This is a genomic window from Denitrobaculum tricleocarpae, assembly GCF_007004665.1.
In the GTDB taxonomy this organism is placed as follows: domain Bacteria; phylum Pseudomonadota; class Alphaproteobacteria; order Kiloniellales; family Kiloniellaceae; genus Denitrobaculum; species Denitrobaculum tricleocarpae.
In genome coordinates this window covers 22,828-39,990 of record NZ_ML660059.1, presented here as the reverse complement: position 1 = coordinate 39,990, position 17,163 = coordinate 22,828, and the positions used below count along the sequence as shown (strand labels likewise).

At 60.9% G+C, this 17,163-nt stretch carries 15 protein-coding genes; 6 read left to right on the top strand and 9 right to left on the bottom strand.

Features of this window, described 5'->3' with window-relative positions:
• Window positions 1-46: 46 nt before the first annotated feature.
• Window positions 47-559, top strand: coding sequence for a cupin domain-containing protein (locus FKG95_RS20980; protein WP_218940308.1), 513 nt, complete (start codon window positions 47-49; stop codon window positions 557-559).
• Window positions 560-665: 106 nt separating this feature from the next.
• Here the strand turns inward: FKG95_RS20980 and FKG95_RS20975 are convergent, their stop codons facing one another.
• The 7 genes from FKG95_RS20975 to FKG95_RS20945 form a co-directional block, all read right to left on the bottom strand.
• A complete protein-coding gene (locus FKG95_RS20975; protein WP_142898384.1) occupies window positions 666-872 on the bottom strand; it encodes a DUF1203 domain-containing protein in 207 nt (68 codons plus the stop codon).
• 51 nt (window positions 873-923) lie between these two features.
• The gene (locus tag FKG95_RS20970; protein WP_142898383.1) at window positions 924-1,331 is read right to left on the bottom strand and encodes a DUF2000 family protein; all 408 of its coding nucleotides are present in this window, start codon (window positions 1,329-1,331) and stop codon (window positions 924-926) included.
• A gap of 10 nt (window positions 1,332-1,341) precedes the next feature.
• Window positions 1,342-1,797 carry a MarR family winged helix-turn-helix transcriptional regulator gene (locus FKG95_RS20965; protein ID WP_218940307.1) on the bottom strand — a complete coding sequence of 152 codons (456 nt, stop codon included), beginning with the start codon at window positions 1,795-1,797 and terminating at the stop codon, window positions 1,342-1,344.
• Between the two features lie 303 nt (window positions 1,798-2,100).
• Complete coding sequence (locus FKG95_RS20960) at window positions 2,101-3,138, bottom strand: sulfotransferase (RefSeq protein WP_142898382.1); 1,038 nt, start codon at window positions 3,136-3,138, stop codon at window positions 2,101-2,103.
• Between the two features lie 417 nt (window positions 3,139-3,555).
• Window positions 3,556-4,389 (bottom strand): universal stress protein, encoded by an 834-nt coding sequence (locus FKG95_RS20955; RefSeq protein WP_142898381.1) that lies wholly within the window; start codon window positions 4,387-4,389, stop codon window positions 3,556-3,558.
• Window positions 4,390-4,482: 93 nt separating this feature from the next.
• A complete protein-coding gene (locus FKG95_RS20950) occupies window positions 4,483-5,331 on the bottom strand; it encodes a universal stress protein (protein ID WP_142898380.1) in 849 nt (282 codons plus the stop codon).
• A 69-nt stretch (window positions 5,332-5,400) separates the two neighbouring features.
• Complete coding sequence (locus tag FKG95_RS20945) at window positions 5,401-6,477, bottom strand: NAD(P)-dependent alcohol dehydrogenase (RefSeq protein WP_142898379.1); 1,077 nt, start codon at window positions 6,475-6,477, stop codon at window positions 5,401-5,403.
• A gap of 141 nt (window positions 6,478-6,618) precedes the next feature.
• Between FKG95_RS20945 and FKG95_RS20940 the strand changes: the two genes are divergently transcribed.
• The 4 genes from FKG95_RS20940 (at window position 6,619) to otsB (ending at window position 12,353) form a co-directional block, all read left to right on the top strand.
• A complete protein-coding gene (locus FKG95_RS20940) occupies window positions 6,619-6,816 on the top strand; it encodes a helix-turn-helix domain-containing protein (RefSeq protein WP_142898378.1) in 198 nt (65 codons plus the stop codon).
• A 71-nt stretch (window positions 6,817-6,887) separates the two neighbouring features.
• Entirely contained in the window at window positions 6,888-9,704 is a 2,817-nt protein-coding gene (locus FKG95_RS20935) for a cation-transporting P-type ATPase (protein WP_218940306.1), read from the top strand.
• Window positions 9,704-11,419, top strand: coding sequence for a cation:proton antiporter (locus FKG95_RS20930; protein WP_142898377.1), 1,716 nt, complete (start codon window positions 9,704-9,706; stop codon window positions 11,417-11,419). The genes FKG95_RS20935 and FKG95_RS20930 overlap by 1 nt, the downstream gene beginning before the upstream one ends.
• A gap of 169 nt (window positions 11,420-11,588) precedes the next feature.
• Window positions 11,589-12,353 (top strand): trehalose-phosphatase, encoded by a 765-nt coding sequence (gene otsB / locus FKG95_RS20925; RefSeq protein ID WP_142898376.1) that lies wholly within the window; start codon window positions 11,589-11,591, stop codon window positions 12,351-12,353.
• Window positions 12,354-12,465: 112 nt separating this feature from the next.
• Here otsB and otsA read toward each other — a convergent pair whose 3' ends face one another.
• On the bottom strand, window positions 12,466-13,842 hold the full coding sequence (gene otsA, locus FKG95_RS20920; RefSeq protein WP_142898375.1) for an alpha,alpha-trehalose-phosphate synthase (UDP-forming): 1,377 nt from the start codon (window positions 13,840-13,842) through the stop codon (window positions 12,466-12,468).
• Window positions 13,839-15,707, bottom strand: a complete 1,869-nt coding sequence (locus tag FKG95_RS20915) for a glycoside hydrolase family 15 protein (RefSeq protein ID WP_142898374.1) — start codon at window positions 15,705-15,707, stop codon at window positions 13,839-13,841. Before FKG95_RS20915 ends, otsA begins: the two co-directional genes overlap by 4 nt.
• 367 nt (window positions 15,708-16,074) lie before the next feature.
• Here FKG95_RS20915 and FKG95_RS20910 point away from each other — a divergent pair, with 367 nt between their 5' ends.
• Entirely contained in the window at window positions 16,075-17,127 is a 1,053-nt protein-coding gene (locus FKG95_RS20910; RefSeq protein ID WP_142898373.1) for a cytochrome-c peroxidase, read from the top strand.
• Window positions 17,128-17,163: the final 36 nt, after the last annotated feature.

Sequence of the window (17,163 nt, the reverse complement as noted above, 5' to 3'; positions counted from 1 at the left end):
AAGACGGCTTTGCCTTGCATCGTGTCATTGTGCCGTGCAACCTGGATTGAAATCCGCTCGTCTCTTTTTGTTCCGCAGCGCCAAAAAAGGATCCTTGTCGATGCCTATTATCAAGCCGCAGGATGCACCGGTTTCGCAGGCAACACTTGATGGCAATGATCTCGAACTTGGACCCTACAAAGCTTTGCTGCTCAGTGACGCTGGCGGCTTGACGCAGTTTGGCGCCTGCCTGGAGACGCTGCCGCCAGGTTCAAAGTCTTCCATGAAGCATTGGCATGAGAGGGAGGACGAGTTCGTCTATATCCTGGATGGCGCCCTTGTTCTTCATGAAGGCGGAAGCAGAAACGAAATGACCGCAGGCGATGCGGCGACGTTCAAAGCTGGCGTCGACTCCGGTCACTTTCTTGAAAATACCAGCGACAGGGATGCCACTTACCTGCTGGTTGGAACCAGGTCTCAAGACGACGTCGTGCATTACAGTGATCGCGATTTGGTGCTTACAAAGACCAATGGCGAGTGTTTTTGGACTGATCGAAACGGAACGCCGGTTGAGCGATAAGAACCTCGAAAAGACTGTCCGATTGAGTCTTTGACTGTCCTGCTGCCTTTTGGCCGAGTATCTCCGACGCAGCCGCTTACGGTTAGCCGCTATTCTTTCCCGATCTCTAAACGCGCTCGACCCTACCGTGGTAACAGCCCGCGGCGGCATTGTGGATATGGATGTAGGAGACCTCAGGGTTTGAAAAAATACGCGCGATCATCTCTTCGACCCGGGTGCCGTCGATGACCTCGGTCTCTCGCGTCATGCCGCTTGTGTCAAAGCCCCGCAGCGACAGAGCTCGGGCGCGCAGAAGTTCGGGAACCCGATCAATCGCATCTTAGGTTTGCTTGGCGCCCTCGCGGGTGAAAATCGCAGGCTCACTTCAGGCATGCATCTTTGCGCCCTTGGTGACTTTGTCGACCAGCTTGCGCTCCTCGCGCAGGGCCAGGCCGACGATCTTGAGGTCTTCGGTCTTGACTGCGCGGACAGCGGCCCGGTTCGCGGCGTCATGGCCGGTTGCGAACATTTCTTCGATATAGAGCGATAGCCTGGCGCCGCGATTGAGCGCGCGGTTGTGGATTTTGGTCAGGCCGGGCCCGTCCGTGGAGAGCACGATCACCGGCTGGATGATCAACGGGCTGTAGGTTTGGCCATCGGCATCCCGATAGGCTTCGCCCAGCAGACTCTGGTCGGCACCCAGCACCCCGCTGGTCAGGAAGGCGGTGACGTTCAGTTTCTGCCAGACCGCAAGGTCCTCGCGCACGACGATGGCAATCTTGGTGTCAAACATAGGTCCGGCCTCAGATAAGGTGCATCCAGTTTTTCCTCTCGCCCAGGAGCCTGAGGTGCCGGGGCAGGCCGGCAGCCTCGCCGCCCAGGACGGCGGCGGCTTCCGCGTTGAGACGGTCCATCGCGGCATCGAGCGGCCCCTGCAGCGAGCAGCCCTTTCCGGTGGCGTAAATCCGTTGCACCCGGCGGTCTTCGGCATCTGACAGGCGCTCGACCAGACCGAGACTCTCCATGCGGTCGACCACGCCGGTAATGCTGGCGCTGTCCAGTTTCATGCGTGATCCCAGGTCCGACCCGCTGATCCCGTCGTCCTCGGCCAGGATCTTCAGCACCGCATACTGCACCGGCGTGACCCCGTGCGGCGCCAGGAGTTCCCGCGCGCGGCGGGTGACCTGCTGTCCCGCTTTTCCGATCAGGAAGCTGATGCAGTCTTCGATCTGCTCCACTGCGTTTTCCTTTTTCATCATTTATCTTGCATACGTATATTTTGTATACAAGATAAATAGCAACTGCAAGAGTGGGTGAAGCTGGGAGCGGAGTTTAAAAGCTTCAATGAGGCAAGCGGTGACCCTGACTGCGGAATGTTTCCGATTGCTGAGACAGTTCTTCCGCCGTACCGGGCACCTGGCTTGCGGTGGCGCAGGCTGGGGTCAGGCGCAAGATCGCGAGGCCCGGTCAAGCAGGATCCATGGGACGCAGCACGGATGTGCCCGGCCCGGCGCTCAAGCGCAAGTAACCGGTGAGATCTATGAAGGTGGCTATGTTCGAGGCTACTGGCTTGCGTTCAATTTCTCGAACACTTCGCGCCTCGGTTCTCGACCGATAAAACCGCACAGTGCCTTGTAGGAATCTGTGTCCGCGACATTAATCGTCAGAAGTTTCTCCGGCCGCGAAGAAAAGTACTCTTGCACTTGAAGATTATGCGTCTGGTAGAGCGCGAGAGCGCGGTTGCGATCATACAACCCGAAATCATTCCAGCGCCAAAACAGGTGCGCGACCTCGTTCACGAAGCCGGGATAGTTGTACCCGCAGGCGGCCGTTTCAGGCCAATTGGGTTCGCCCCCTTTATGAAAGACTTGTTTACAGAACCTCAGAAGCGAGTCGTACCACTCGTCCGGGGAGGTCCGGACCGTTAAAACGAACCGTGCGTCGGGAAAAGCCTGGTCCAGGGCCTGGTATGTGTAGGGCAGGGAAAAAGGAATGTCCTGAAAGGCCTCGTAGCGGCTGGCAAAGTCGATGATCCTGTCAAAGCGGCGCGCCGCCCAGTCTCTGAACATGCGTTCCGCTTCCTGCTGCGGCGCGGTTAGAATTCCCAGCTCCGCAAGCGCCATCAAAACTGAAGTCGTTCCGGTCTTGTTAAACCCGACAGCAAAGACCTTGTTGTGCAGACTCCCGTGCAACAGAGCGGAGAAGCGGTGGAACACCTGCTCCGATGCGTTGCACTTCTGCAGGTGTTCGTTGAATGCAAGTTCTGCTTCATCGCGATCTACAGGATTGCTCGCCAGAGCCCCAAACGCAGATCGAATACAGCCAGCGACCCCATCAATGTGGCTTGATTCTGCAAAGGCCATGGCGAGAAAACGAAAGCCCGTTGTATTGTTGGCTTTGTTACTACCCGGCCCTGCTAGAACCGAGCCTAAAAACAGGTGGGCGCCGACGCTCGGTTTTATTGCATTCGAGGCAACTCCTTGGATGAAATCCTCGGCTCCCATTTCAGAGAACTGGCGCGATGCCTGCTGATACTCTTGATTAACTTGAGTAGAGGAGATGGGCGGCATGTCATTTTCAACGACTTCCAAAGAACTCAAAGCGGATACTCCTGACCAATACAACTCGAAATTGTTCGTGTCTATTTGATCACAAACAACTTAACGCTGTATGTACTCTAGTATATTTTCCACTTGAGAGCTAGGTGATTAACTGCACCACGACAGCCTGATAACGTCTCCCAGATCAGGTCAAGGTTGGATGGGTTCGCTAAAACATGTGAACCCACTCTACATCATATAATAAGAGCAGATTCACCGGTACGACGGATCGCCGAAGGCGATTCCATCTAAACCGGATCTGCTCTAGCGGCGATCTCTCGCGCTTGAGAATCTGATCCAGCTATACAATCTCAAGCCGACTCACGCGTATTGGCGAAACCGCGAAGGGGCTCCCTCCAGGATGAGACCTCATAAATGTGGATTCTCAACCTAACCCGGTAACTTGGCTTCGTCAGTTCAGTGTGAGAGGAACAGCGGAATTTCCGAGGCCTTGATCATGCCGAGCGCATTCTTGCCGAAGCGCTTCTGTAGCAGCATTTTGCGGTAGCTGCTGCCCATCACGATGATATCCGCTTCCATGGCTTTCGCATAGCTGAGCAGCACGTCCTGAGCCGCCCCTTCGATATGGTCCACCACCGGCGCGTGACCGTAGGCGCGGCAATAGGCGGCGGCCTGCTCCAGCAGAACTGCGGGTTCCTCGCCGCTCTTGGATTTCCCGGCGCAAACGATGTGCAGTTCAATGTCCGGCCAGAGGCCCATCTGAACGAACTGCTTCATGGTTTTGGCGGATTCCAGTGAGCCGTTGTAGGCGATCAGGGCCTTTCGCATGGGCCGGATCTCATTGGTCACGGCAAAGACAGGCCGCACGCCGCCGGTGATCAGTTTCAAAAGGGCATTCTGCGGGTCGGCGACCACACCGTGGTCAAACCATCCGCGCGCGCCGAGGATGCACAGATCGTGATAGCGCCAGGTCGAGGTCACCGCTTCCATGGGGTCCTCTTCCTGCCGGATCACCTGGACCGGAATGCCCGCTTCGCCACAGGCGGCTTCAAAGCCCGCAATCGCGTTTTCGTCCAGTTTGTGGCTCTTGGCGATACGCCCTTCGCGCAGGTCCTGCGCGTACTTTCCGGCGCCGAGCGGAACCGGGCCGAGTGCCGACAGCCGTGCCACGTCAACCACCGAGAGGATAGAGATTTCCGCATCGTGCAGTTTCGCCAGATCGATCGTGTGTTTGATTTTCGCCGCCATCGCCGGGGTGCCTGCGACACCAACAAGAAGTCTTTTAACCATCTCTCTTCCTTTCGGGTCATTGCTTTCAGTGCGGGGTGAGCCGTCATCGCCGGAGCGGCCGATTGCGGGCGGCCGATTGCGGACCGGATGTCCTCACCAGGCTTTTACAGCCAGGACGTCGCAGGGCGGGGTCCGCAGCAGATCCTCGGCGACACTGCCCAGGAGGGCATGGGCAACGCCCGTGCGGCCGTGGGTGCCAATGACCAGCAACCCCGGCTTGAGCCGCTGAACCTCCCGGTCGATAACCTCGCGCACCGTGCCTTCCTGCATGGCGTAGTGAAGGGTCGGCGCCTTGGAGTCCAGGCTTGCCACGAACGTCGCCATCTCCTGGTCGATCATCGCTTCGAATTCGATCTGGTGCTGCTTGGTGACTTCCCGCCCTGTGTCGGGGCCGTATAAAAAACCCTTGAAGGGAATGTCGTAGGCATGCACCAGATGAAACGCGCTCTCGGGCGAGAACTGCACCGCGAACTCGATGGCGCGCCGGGAGTAGACCGAAAAGTCCACGCCCACGATAATCTTGTCATAGGCTGCGTTCACGCGGTCCTTCACCAGAAGGATCGGGGTGTTGCCGGCACGGATGACACGCTCGGCCGTGGTGCCGCGGAACATGTCCTTAAAGGCATCTTCCCTGTGCACGCCCAGCACAAGCAAGTCCGCCTCGAGCCTTTCTGAAACCTCGAGGATATCCACGTAGGCGCGGCCGAAAACGATTTCGATCGCAATGTTCAGTCCGCTGTCCAGGAGAATTCTGTGAATCTGCTCCCGGATGATGCCCATGGCCGTATCTCTCTGGGCGTCGGCGAAGGAGGCCGGCAGGCCTTCGTCGATCACATGAACGACCGTCAGTTCCGCGCCGTGATCGCACGCGAGCATGACGGCCCGGTCCAGGGCGCGGTCGGAGCGCGCCGAGAGATCTGTCGCCATCACGATTTTTTTCATCTCGTTCGCTCCAATCCTGATTGCTTCCTGCTTTAGGGGACGCGGGCTTTGTCTCCGCGGGGCGTGCGGTCAGGGTGTGATGGCGATCTTCAGCACGCCGTCCTGCTGGTTCGCGAAGAGCAGATAGGCCTCTTCGATCTGGTCCAGGCTGTAGCGATGGGTGATCATCGGCTTGAGGTCGACCCGTCCCGACGCGATCGCGTTCATCAGCCGGCGCATCCGCTCCTTGCCGCCGGGGCAGAGCGAGGTGACGATCTTGTGGTCGCCCAGCCCGGCGTGAAATCCCGAGAGAGGGATCGTGAGATCCTCAGAGTAAACCCCGAGGCTGGAGAGGGTGCCGCCCGGCTTCAAAACCTGGAGGCATTGCTGAAAGGTCGACTGCAGCCCCAGGGCTTCGATCGCCACATCGACACCGCGTCCCTTGGTGAGGCGCAGGATCTCCTCGACCGGATCCGTCTTGTTGAAGTCGACGACGACATCGGCGCCCACTTGCTTTGCCATTTCGATGCGCTCCGGCACCGCTTCGACCGCGATGATCGTGGTGGCACCGCGCAGTTTGGCGCCGGCGGTGGCGCAGAGGCCGATCGGTCCCTGGGCGAAGACGGCCACCGTGTCGCCGATCTTGATGTTGCCGGATTCCGCCCCGGCAAACCCGGTCGACATAATGTCCGGGCACATCAGAACCTCCTCGTCGCTCAGTCCGTCTGGGACCGGCGCCAGGTTCGCCATGGCATCGGGCACCAGCAGATACTCGGCCTGCGACCCGTCGATCGTGTTGCCGAAACGCCAGCCGCCCAGAGGCTTCAGGCCGTGGGCGCCGCTCTGGCCGTCCTGGGCACAGAGACCGTCCAGGCAGGCATTGGAGTATCCGCTTGGGCAGATCGCGCCCGCGATCACGCGCTGTCCTTCCCTGTAGCCCTCCACATTCCGGCCCAGCTTTTCGATCACGCCGACCGGCTCGTGGCCGACCGTAAGGCCTTGGGCGACGGGATACTCGCCCTTGAGAATGTGGACATCGGTTCCGCAGATGGTGGTGGTGGTGATCCGGAGCAGGGCGTCGCCCGGCCCGACGTCGGGGATGACTTTGTCGTCCAGGACAATTCTACCCGGTTCAACGAAGAGGGCTGCGCGCATCATTTCAGCCATGGCCGGCTCACTCCCTTATGTGGATCCAATCATACCAGCTTGCATTGAACCGCACTTAATGGCATTGATTTAGGTCAATGCTGCTTCAACAGACTTCAGACATCTTCAATGGTGTCAGATTGAAACCAAAGGCGCTTAGAAATGCTAAGCAGACCGTTTTTCACGATTCATGAAATCGCCGAGCTTCTGAAGGTCAGCGAAGCGACCGTTCGGAGCTGGGTTCATGATGGCGAACTGCGGGCTGCGAGGTTCGGCCGGGAATTCCGCGTGGCCGCCAAGGACCTTGAAGCGTTCGTGGATGCGCACGTGATGCAGCCATCGCCAGAACAAAAAGACTGATCGAGCTGACATAACCGGGGGCCGGCGCGCGAGCCGACACTCAAATCGCAAACTCGCAAGGGTGCGATGCTATGGCAGCTATTGAACGCAGGCGCCTGTCAGCCAAACAGGCGGCCCCTCAGGAAAAGAAACGAAACTGGCACGCCATGACGGCCGATGCGGCCATGACGGAACGTGCTGTTCAAGCCTCGGGTCTGGATGACCGTGAAGCTCTGGCGCGGCTGGCGGAACATGGTCCCAATCGCCTGCCGGCACAGAAGGGCCGCAGCGGCGTCGTCCGGTTTCTGGCCCACTTCAACAATCTTCTGATTTACGTCCTTATGGGGGCAGCGGCTCTGACCGCCGCGCTGGGTCACTGGATCGATACCGCCGTTATCTTCGCGGTCGCCTTCGTCAACGCCACCATCGGCTTTCTGCAGGAGGGCAAGGCGGAGAGGGCACTGCAGGCGATCCGGCAGATGCTCTCGCCGCATGCCACGGTTCTGCGGAACGCACCGAGAATGTCGGTGCCGGCGGAGGACCTCGTGCCCGGCGATCTCGTCATTCTGGAGCCCGGCGACAAGGTGCCGGCGGATATCCGGCTGACGAACGTCAAGGGCTTGAGGCTTCAAGAAGCGGCCTTAACCGGTGAGTCGATCCCGGTCGACAAGTCGCGTGATCCCGTGCCCGCTGACGCGCCGCTCGGCGATCGAACGTCCATGGCTTATGCGGGGACGCTGGTGGCGGCGGGACAGGGCATGGGTGTTGTCGTCGAAACCGCCGTTCATACGGAGATCGGCCGCATCAGCGGACTGCTGACCGAGGTCCGGCAGCTTTCGACGCCGCTCCTGCGCCAGATGGACATCTTCGCCCGCTGGCTGACGCTTGCGATCCTGGTGCTGGCGGGCTTCGTTTTCGCGTTCGGGGTCACGCTGCGCGACTTCGCGCCCGTCGAGATGTTCATGGTGGTGGTCGGTCTTGCCGTGGCTGCCATCCCCGAGGGACTGCCTGCGATCCTGACGGTCACCCTGGCGATCGGCGTTCAGCGCATGGTGGCGCGAAACGCCATTATCCGCCGCTTGCCCGCCGTCGAAACCCTCGGCTCGGTCTCCATTATCTGCTCCGATAAAACCGGGACGCTGACCCGCAACGAGATGACGGTGCGTTCGATCGCCACGGCGGCCCATGTTTTCGATGTCGGCGGGGTCGGCTACGAACCCCGGGGCGGCTTCAGTCTGGACGGCAATGAAATTCTGCCTGACCACCGGACCCTCCTCTCGGAGGTCATCCGCGCCGCTGTGCTCTGCAACGATTCCGCTCTGCGTGAGATCGACGGCCAGTGGAGGGTTGAAGGCGATCCCATGGAGGGGGCCTTGCTGACCCTTGGCCTGAAGGCCGGCCTGGACCCGGTTTTCGAGAGCAAGTCCTTTCCTCGGACCGATATCATTCCCTTCGATTCCGAACACCGCTTTATGGCCAGCCTGCATCACGGCCATAGCGGTGAAGGCTTTATCTATCTGAAGGGAGCCCCCGAACGTGTGCTCGAGATGTGCAGCCGGCAGCGCGGCGCCGACGGCGAGCAGTTCATCGACGAGCCCCTGGACCGGGACGGCTGGCTGAAGCGCATCGAGGATGCGGCCGCGCAAGGGCAGCGTGTGCTCGCCCTGGCTTTCAAACCGGCGGCGCAGGATCAGCGGACCCTCACCTTCGACGATGTCGACAGCGATCTCACTCTGCTTGGACTGCTCGGCCTGATCGATCCGCCGCGCGAAGAAGCCATTGCGGCGGTCGCCGAATGTCAGGCCGCGGGCATCCGGATCAAGATGATCACCGGCGATCACGGCGGCACGGCGCGGGCCATTGCCGGGCAACTCGGGCTTGCCAACCCGCGCGATGTCCTGACCGGCCCCGATCTCGATGGCCTCACCGATGCGGAGCTGATGACCCGCGCCTCTGAAGTCGACGTCTTTGCGCGCACCAGCCCCGAACACAAGTTGCGCCTGGTCCAGGCCCTGCAGGCAGGCAAGCACGTCGTCGCCATGACCGGAGACGGGGTGAACGATGCCCCGGCACTTAAGCGCGCGGATGTCGGGGTTGCCATGGGCGGCAACGGCACCGAGGCCGCGAAGGAGGCCGCCGAGATGGTTCTCGCGGACGACAACTTCGCCTCCATCGCCGCCGCCGTGCGCGAGGGCCGCACGGTCTACGACAATCTCAAAAAGGCGATCGTCTTCCTGCTGCCCGTGAACGGGGGCGAGTCCTTCGCGATCATCATGGCCATTCTGCTCGGCTACACCCTGCCGATCACACCCTTGCAGATTCTCTGGGTCAATATGGTCAGTTCCGTCGGGCTGGCGATCGCCCTGGCCTTCGAGCCGACCGAAGCCGACGTCATGAAACGCCCGCCGCGCCCCGCTGGCGCGCCGATGCTGTCGGCATTTCTCATCTGGCGCATTCTGTTCGTCTCGGCACTTTTTGTCGCCGGCATTTTCGGCATTTTCTCCTGGACGCGCAGCCATGGCGCCAGCCTTGAAGAGGCGCGCACCTATGCCGTCAACACGCTCGTGGTCATGGAGGTTTTCTATCTTTTCAGTGTGCGCTATCTGCGTGCACCGTCCCTGACTCTGAGAGGGATCCTGGGCACCCGCGCGGTCCTGGTCGCGGTGGCGGCGGTGGTTTCCCTGCAGCTCGTTTTTACCTATGCGCCCTTTATGGCGGCTTTTTTCGACACCCGGCCCGTGGATTTCATTCACGGCGTGGAAATCATCGCGGTGGGTGTCGCTCTGTTTTTTGTTCTCGAAGTCGAGAAGTGGTTGCGGATTCGGATGGCCGGCCCACGTGATGAATCCGGCGGCGCGTCGCCGGCAGTGAAAAGAAAGGGAGCGCCGGCACGCTGGCGTGGTCATTAATGCTGGAAATCGTTTCTGTTTCGGTCTTTTACGAAGTTGCGGCTCTCCTGGTCCTGGCGGCCGCCGTTGGCCTGGTCGGCGTGCTGCTCAGGCAGCCGCTGATCGTCAGCTTCATCGCGGTGGGCATCCTGGCGGGTCCCTCGCTCCTCGATATCGCCCGCTCCGACGCACAGATCAACTTGCTGGCCGAACTGGGAATCGCGGTTCTGCTCTTCCTGGTCGGGCTGAAGCTTGACGTCAAACTGGTGCGGACACTGGGACCGGTCGCCCTGACCACCGGTCTGGGGCAGGTCGCCTTTACCTCGATCATCGGCTTCATGCTCGGCCTGGCGCTGGGCTTGGATATGGTGACGAGCCTCTATGTGGCCGTCGCATTGACCTTCTCCAGCACCATTATCATCGTCAAGCTGCTGTCCGATAAGCGCGAGATCGATTCTCTTCACGGACGGGTCGCCCTCGGTTTTCTGATCGTGCAGGATCTGGTCGTCGTGCTGGCCATGCTGGTGATGTCGGGCATCGGCGCCGGGGCGCAGAGCGAGGGGTCGGCGCTTGCGGACATCGCGCTGGTGTTCGGTTACGGCTTGCTCATGCTTCTGGCGGTCGCCGTCTTCATCCGGTTCATCGCCGACCGCCTTGTCGAGCGGCTGGCCCGGGCCCCCGAGCTGCTGATGTGTTTCGCCATCGGCTGGGCGGCCCTGCTGGCGGCGACCGGCGACTATCTCGGCTTCAGTAAGGAACTGGGCGGGCTGCTTGCCGGTGTCTCGCTGGCCTCGACGCAGTTCCGCGAGGCCATGGCGGCGCGCCTGGCACCGCTGCGCGACTTCCTTCTGCTGTTCTTTTTTATCGCGCTCGGCGCCAGTCTCGATCTCTCGCTCCTGGGACAGCAGATTCCCGCGGCGCTCACTCTCTCGCTCTTCGTTCTGATCGGCAATCCGCTGATCGTCCTGGTGATCATGGGGGCGATGGGTTACCGCAAGCGTACCGGGTTTCTGGCCGGACTGACGGTCGCTCAGATCAGTGAATTCTCCCTGATTTTCGCGGCGGTCGGTGTCTCGCTCGGCCATATCGGCGCAGAGACTCTCGGGCTGGTCACGCTGGTCGGCCTGATCACGATCTCGCTCTCCACCTACATGATCACCTATTCCCACCATCTCTATGCCTGGCTCGAACCCTTTTTGGGACCCTTCGAACGCCGCAACACATCCCGCGAAGTGGTCGGTCAGTCGGATCACGTGGAAAAACGCTATGACATTATCCTCTTCGGTCTCGGCCGTTACGGCAGTGCGATCACAGAGCGTCTCTTGCAGCATGACTGTTCGGTGCTTGGCGTCGACTTCAACCCTGCGGTGGTTCGTGAATGGCAACAGGAGGGACTGGATATCGCCTACGGCGACGCCACCGATCCGGAATTGGTCGCGAGCCTGCCGCTTGCCGGCGTGAAGTGGGTGGTCTCCGGTATTCCCGAGCACCAGACCGGCGTGACTCACGAGGATGCACGGCTCGCCTTGGTCGATGCCTTGCGGAGCGCGGGCTTCACCGGGCGTGTGGCCATCGCCGCCCATCGCGGTTCTGACGCAGACCGTTTCGCGGCCGGTGGCGCCGACCTGATCCTGCAGCCCTTCCGCGACGCAGCCGACCAGGCCGCCCAGTTGCTTTTGTCGGATGAGGCGAAGGGCCTGTCCTCCCGCGAGGGAGACAGAGCCGAAGCGGGGTGAGGCGGTCTTTCCAGTCCCCACCGTCTCTCATGTCGTGACGCACGCACCTTATGAGTTCATCGCTTGGACAGCGGGGCCTTGCGTCATGGCGGAGGTCGTTGACCTTCTCTGCACGATCAATATTGTGACGGATTCGAGCTGCATTAAACCGGCGAAGTAGAGCGAATCCGTGACCATCGATCCGACCGAAGGCTCCAAGCCTCTTATGCCGGCTCCCCCGGCGCTGGCTGCATTTCAGAAGGCTGCACTTTTCCTGGACTTCGACGGAACGCTGGTCGAGCTGGCCGGGCACCCCAATGAGATCCGGCCGGACCATCGTCTTGCCGATCTGCTGTTACGCCTGTCGGACCGGCTGGACGGTCGTGTCGCCCTTGTGAGCGGCCGCACGGTTGCCGATATCGACCGGCACATGGGCCGTTTGCCGATCGCGGTTGCCGGGTCTCATGGCGGAGAGCTGCGTTCGGCAGGGCAAGACGCAATCGAGGTGCTGGCGCAATCCATCCCGCCCGGGGCGCAAGCGGCTGCGCAGGTTTTTATGGAGCAGAACCCGGGACTGATGATCGAGCAGAAGCGGCTGGGGTTCGCTCTGCACTATCGGGCGGCACCCGGCCTGGAAGCCGCCGTCGCCGCGTTCGCAGAGAGGTTGACAGAAACCCACCAGCTCGCGTCGCAGCGCGGAAAGATGGTTGTCGAATTCATGCCTGATGGCTTTGACAAGGGCCGTGCCGTCGCGTGGTTCATGACGCAACCCTCTTTCGAGGGGTCGACGCCCGTCTTCCTTGGCGATGACGTTACGGACGAGCACGGCTTTGAAGTTGTGTCGGCGCAAGGCGGGCTCGGTATCCTGGTGGGGGACGCGCGCGAGACCAAGGCGACGGCACGGCTTCCGGCGGTCGCTGACGTCCACGACTGGCTCCGGGCGTTTGCAACCTGATTCGACGCGGATCAGATCAGGTTGAGGTGCAATCGCCGGCGGCGATCTATCCTGCTTGTGAAGTTGATGCAGCCATAAGACTTAGACCGGAGCCTTTCTCAGGCCGTACGCCTCAAGACCCCTTCAGGGCAGCGACAAAGTCTTTCTGCCATTTCTTCACATCTTCGTTCTTTACGGTCTCGATCATGCCCTGCCAGCGCCGGATCCGCTCTTCCTTCGGCATGGCAAGCGCTGTGCGGATCGCTTCACTGACCTCGTCGCCGCTGTGCGGATTGACCATCAGCGCATCGGTCAGCTGTAAGGCGGCTCCTGCGAAGCGGGAGAGGATCAGGACTCCCGGATCTTCGGGGTCCTGGGCGGCCACATATTCCTTGGCGACCAGGTTCATCCCATCGCGCAGCGGCGTGACCAGCGCAATCCGGGACGCGCGGTAGAAGCCCGCAAGTTCCGCACGGGGATAGCCGCGGTTCACGTAGCGGATCGGCACCCAGTCGATGTCGGCGTGGGCGCCGTTGATGCTTCCGGTCAAGCCTTCCAGGGTCTCACGGATCTCCTGATAGGTGACGACGGCCTCACGGGACGGCGGCGCGATCTGCAGCAGAACCACATCCTTCGCGCTTTCGGCGTTTTGCGTCAAAAAGCGGTCGTAGGCCTCAAAGCGGTCCGGCAGGCCCTTGGAGTAATCCAAGCGGTCGACGCCGATAAGTACTTTCTTGCCTTCCGCGCTTTGCACCAGGCGCTCGTAGGCCGAACGTGCGGTGTCTCCGACGGCCGCGCGGGAAAACTCTTCGTAGTCGATGCCGATCGGAAAGGCCTGGGCCTTCACGACCCGGTCTTCGAAGCGGATCACGCCATCCGCATCGACAGTGCCCCCGAGTTCCTTCTCTACGTAATGACAGAAGGACTCCAGCCACTCCCGGGTCTGAAAACCGATGATGTCGTATTCCAGCATGGTCAGGACCAGGCGCTCGTGGAACGGCAGGGAGACCAGCAGACGGGTCGGCGGCCAGGGGATATGCAGAAAGAAGCCGATGCGGTTTTTGATCCCCCGGTCGCGCAGCATCTTACCGAGTGGCAGCAGGTGATAATCGTGCACCCAAACCAGGTCGTCCGGCTCGATCAATGGCGCGACGCTGGTCGCAAAGCGCTCGTTCACGCGTTCGTATCCGCTGCCGAACTGCCGCTCGTACTCCGCCAGATCGATACGGAAATGAAACAGCGGCCAGAGCGTCCGGTTTGCGTACCCGTTGTAGTATTCGTCGATGTCCTGGGGTTCCAGGTCGATCGTGGCCGTGGTGATGCCGTCGGTCCTCTGCATGTTGAGGTCTCCGGTAAAGACCTCGGTCTCCTTACCGGACCAGCCGAACCAGATCCCGCGGTGTTCTTTCAGTGCCGCCCCCAGAGCCACGGCGAGCCCGCCCTGCGCCCCGTCCTTCTTTTTCTTGTCAGGGACGCTGACGCGGTTGGAAATGACAATCAGCCGGCTCATCGGACGGTGCTCCAGGGTTCGGATAACAGAACGGCGCAGTTGATGATCCCGACCAGAGAGTAAGTTTGGGGAAAGTTCCCCCAGAGCTCACCTGTTACAAAATCCATGTCCTCCGAGAGAAGGCCGGATTGGGTGCGGTGTTCCAGCATAGTCTCGAAAAGCTCGCGTGCCTCTTCATTCCGGTCGGCATAATGCAGGGCCTCGATCAGCCAGAAGGTGCAGATATTGAAGGCCGTCTCCGGTTGTCCGAAATCGTCCTCCGTATCGTAGCGCAACATATGTTCTCCGCGTCTCAGGCTTTTTTCGACCGCTTCCAAGGTTGCCAGAAAGCGCGAGTCCTCCGCACTGATGTAGCGCAAGTCCACCAGTTGCAGCAGGCTGGCATCCAGCTCCCGGCCGCCGAAGGTCGCCGCATAGTGCCCGCCTTCTTCCGACCAGGCCTGGGCTTCGATCTTGGCTCTGATCGCATGCGCCCGCTCGGTCCAGATCGCTTCCCGGTCGTCCAGGCCCAACAGGGCCGCGGCATTTCCGAGCCGGTCGCACGCTGCCCAGCTCATCACCACACTGTAAGTATGAACTGCCGAACGGGTTCTGAGTTCCCAGAGACCGGCATCAGGTTCGCTGTGGCTTTCCCACGCGGCCTCGCCCACGCTCTCAAGTTTTTCGAAATCGCTGACATCGGCCATCCTCAGAAAGCGGCGGTCGAAAAAGGCCTGGATGTTCGGCAGGATGATCTGTCCGTAAACATCGTGCTGAACCTGCGTATAGGCTGCGTTGCCCGCCCGCACCGGGCCCATGCCCCGGTATCCCTGCAGCCCCTCGACGATACGTTCCTCCAGTTCGCGCTTGCCGCTGACCGAGTAGAGTGGCTGGATCTGGCCGACCTTCGCGTCATCGACCAGGTTGCGCAGATAACTGAGATACTTTTCCAGAACGTCGAGTGCGCCCAGGCGGTTCAGCGCCTGGACGGTGTAATAGGCATCGCGGATCCAGCAATAGCGGTAATCCCAGTTCCGCTCGGAACTTGCCGCCTCCGGGATCGAGGTGGTCAGGGCGGCGACAATCGCGCCGGTTTCTTCGTGCTGACAGAGCTTCAGGGTGATGGCGGCGCGGATCACCGCGTCCTGCCACTCCAGCGGGGTGGCCAGCCCACGGACCCACTCGCGCCAATAGGAAACCGTTTGCTCCAGCATGGAGTCGACTTCCCGTCCGACCTTGCCCAGAAAGGGCTCGTCGGGACCGAGGAAAAAGTGCAGCGTCTTTTCCACGCGAAAGGGCCGTTGCTCCAGAACATAGCCGACCGAGGCATTGGTGGTCAGGCGCAGGACCTGTCCGCCGGCCAGGTAGCGGATGTGGTTGCTGCCATTGGTGTGGGCCGCCGCTTCGGTTCCGTAGTTCTTCATCGGAGCCAGGCGTACACAGAGCCGGGGCGCGCCCGTGATCACTTTGACGATGCGGATATAGGCCACTGGGCGGTACATCCTGCCGGAGCTCTCGAAGCGCGGGCAAAAGTCGATGATCTCGACCGCGCCGCCGCGCTCGTCTTCCAGGCGGGTGACGAGGATCGGCGTGTTGCGCAGGTAGCGTTGTGTCGCGCTGATCTGATTTTCCAGCTCCAGGCGCCAGACCCCCTGATCGTCCCTGGCTTCCTCGCCCCGCAGCAAGGCACAAAAGACCGGATCACCGTCTACCCGGGGTACGGAACCCCAGACCAGACCGCCGCGCGTATCGATGAGCCCGCTGACCTGGCAGTTGCCGATGGGCCAGAGTTCGAGATCTGTCTGAGAAGTGTTTGTCGGGGAATCACCGGCCTGGGAGAGTTCAGCCGGGGTCTTTTTCGATTTTGCGGAAGGAGACGTGTCCAAACCAGAGGGCCCTTAAACAAATTACGGTTCTTAAGCTAAGCAGATTTCCCCGCCTTTGACAGCGTGTTTGCGGTGCGATGACGCAGGCGGGACGCAACACCGCTCCCATTATAAAGCCACAGTGCTTTCTCATGGGTGAAATTTTAATGGCAAGGGACGACCTTGAGAGGGGGCTGCCGCTGCTTCCTCCGTCGTGCCGGATCGGGCAACACCGCGCGTTCTTGATCCTGATGGAGACGGGCACTTCTGCCGATTCGAAGGGCAAAATCTACATTGCGGCGTCATGCCGCAGTTTAGAATTGATATAACTCAAAGTTTTTTCCCGTTGAAATGACAGGGTTTCTTCCATTCATAAAAGGAGGATTGGATGAAACACCCGATAACGACCCTTTTACTCTCTACAAGTCTGGCCACAAGTCTGGCCGGCATGGCAGCCGCCAACGACCTGCGGGATATGGCCAGGGAATATTTCGAGCCCTTGCCTTCGACCATCCCCAGCGTCAAAGACAATCCCATCACCCCGGAAAAAATTGATCTGGGGAAAGCGCTTTTCTTCGATCCCCGGCTTTCGGCGTCCGGGGTATTCAGTTGCTACTCCTGTCATAACCTGACAACGGGCGGGGACGACAATCTCGAAACCTCGATCGGTCACGGCTGGCAGAAGGGCCCGCGCAACTCGCCGACGGTTCTCAATGCGGTGCTCAACGAGGCCCAGTTCTGGGACGGCCGGGCCGAGGATCTGAAGGCCCAGGCCAAGGGGCCGATCCAGGCCGGGGTCGAGATGGCGAACACGCCCGAGACCGTGATCGAGACCCTGAACAGCATGCCGCAATACGGCGAATGGTTCACCGCCGCCTTTCCCGAAGAATCCGCGCCGGTGACCTTCGACAATATGGCCAAGGCGTTGGAAGCCTACCAGGCGACGCTGATTACCCCCGCGCCCTTCGACGCTTTCCTGAACGGCAACGACGATGCCCTCAGTGCCGAGGCGCAGGAGGGTCTCCAGCTCTTCGTCGACAAGGGCTGCGTGGCCTGTCACAGCGGCGTCAACGTCGGCGGCCACGGCTACTACCCCTTCGGCCTGATCGAGAAGCCGGGCGCCGAGGTTCTGCCGCCGGACGACAAAGGCCGCTTTGCCGTCACCGAGACCGTGGACGACGAGTATGTCTTCCGTGCCTCGCCTCTGCGTAACGTCTCCGTGACCGCACCCTACTTCCATTCCGGCAAGGTCTGGGACCTGAAGGTCGCGGTCCAGATCATGGCCGAGTCCCAATTGGGTGAAGAGCTGAGCGACGCCGAGGCGGACTCTCTCGTGGCTTTCCTGGACAGCCTGACCGGAACTCTGCCTGAGGTGACGGTGCCGGTGCTGCCTGCGGAAACGGCGACGACACCGCGTCCGACCGCGGAGATTATCCGCTGAGGTAGCTCGCGAAGTCCGGGGCGCAAACCGCGGGCC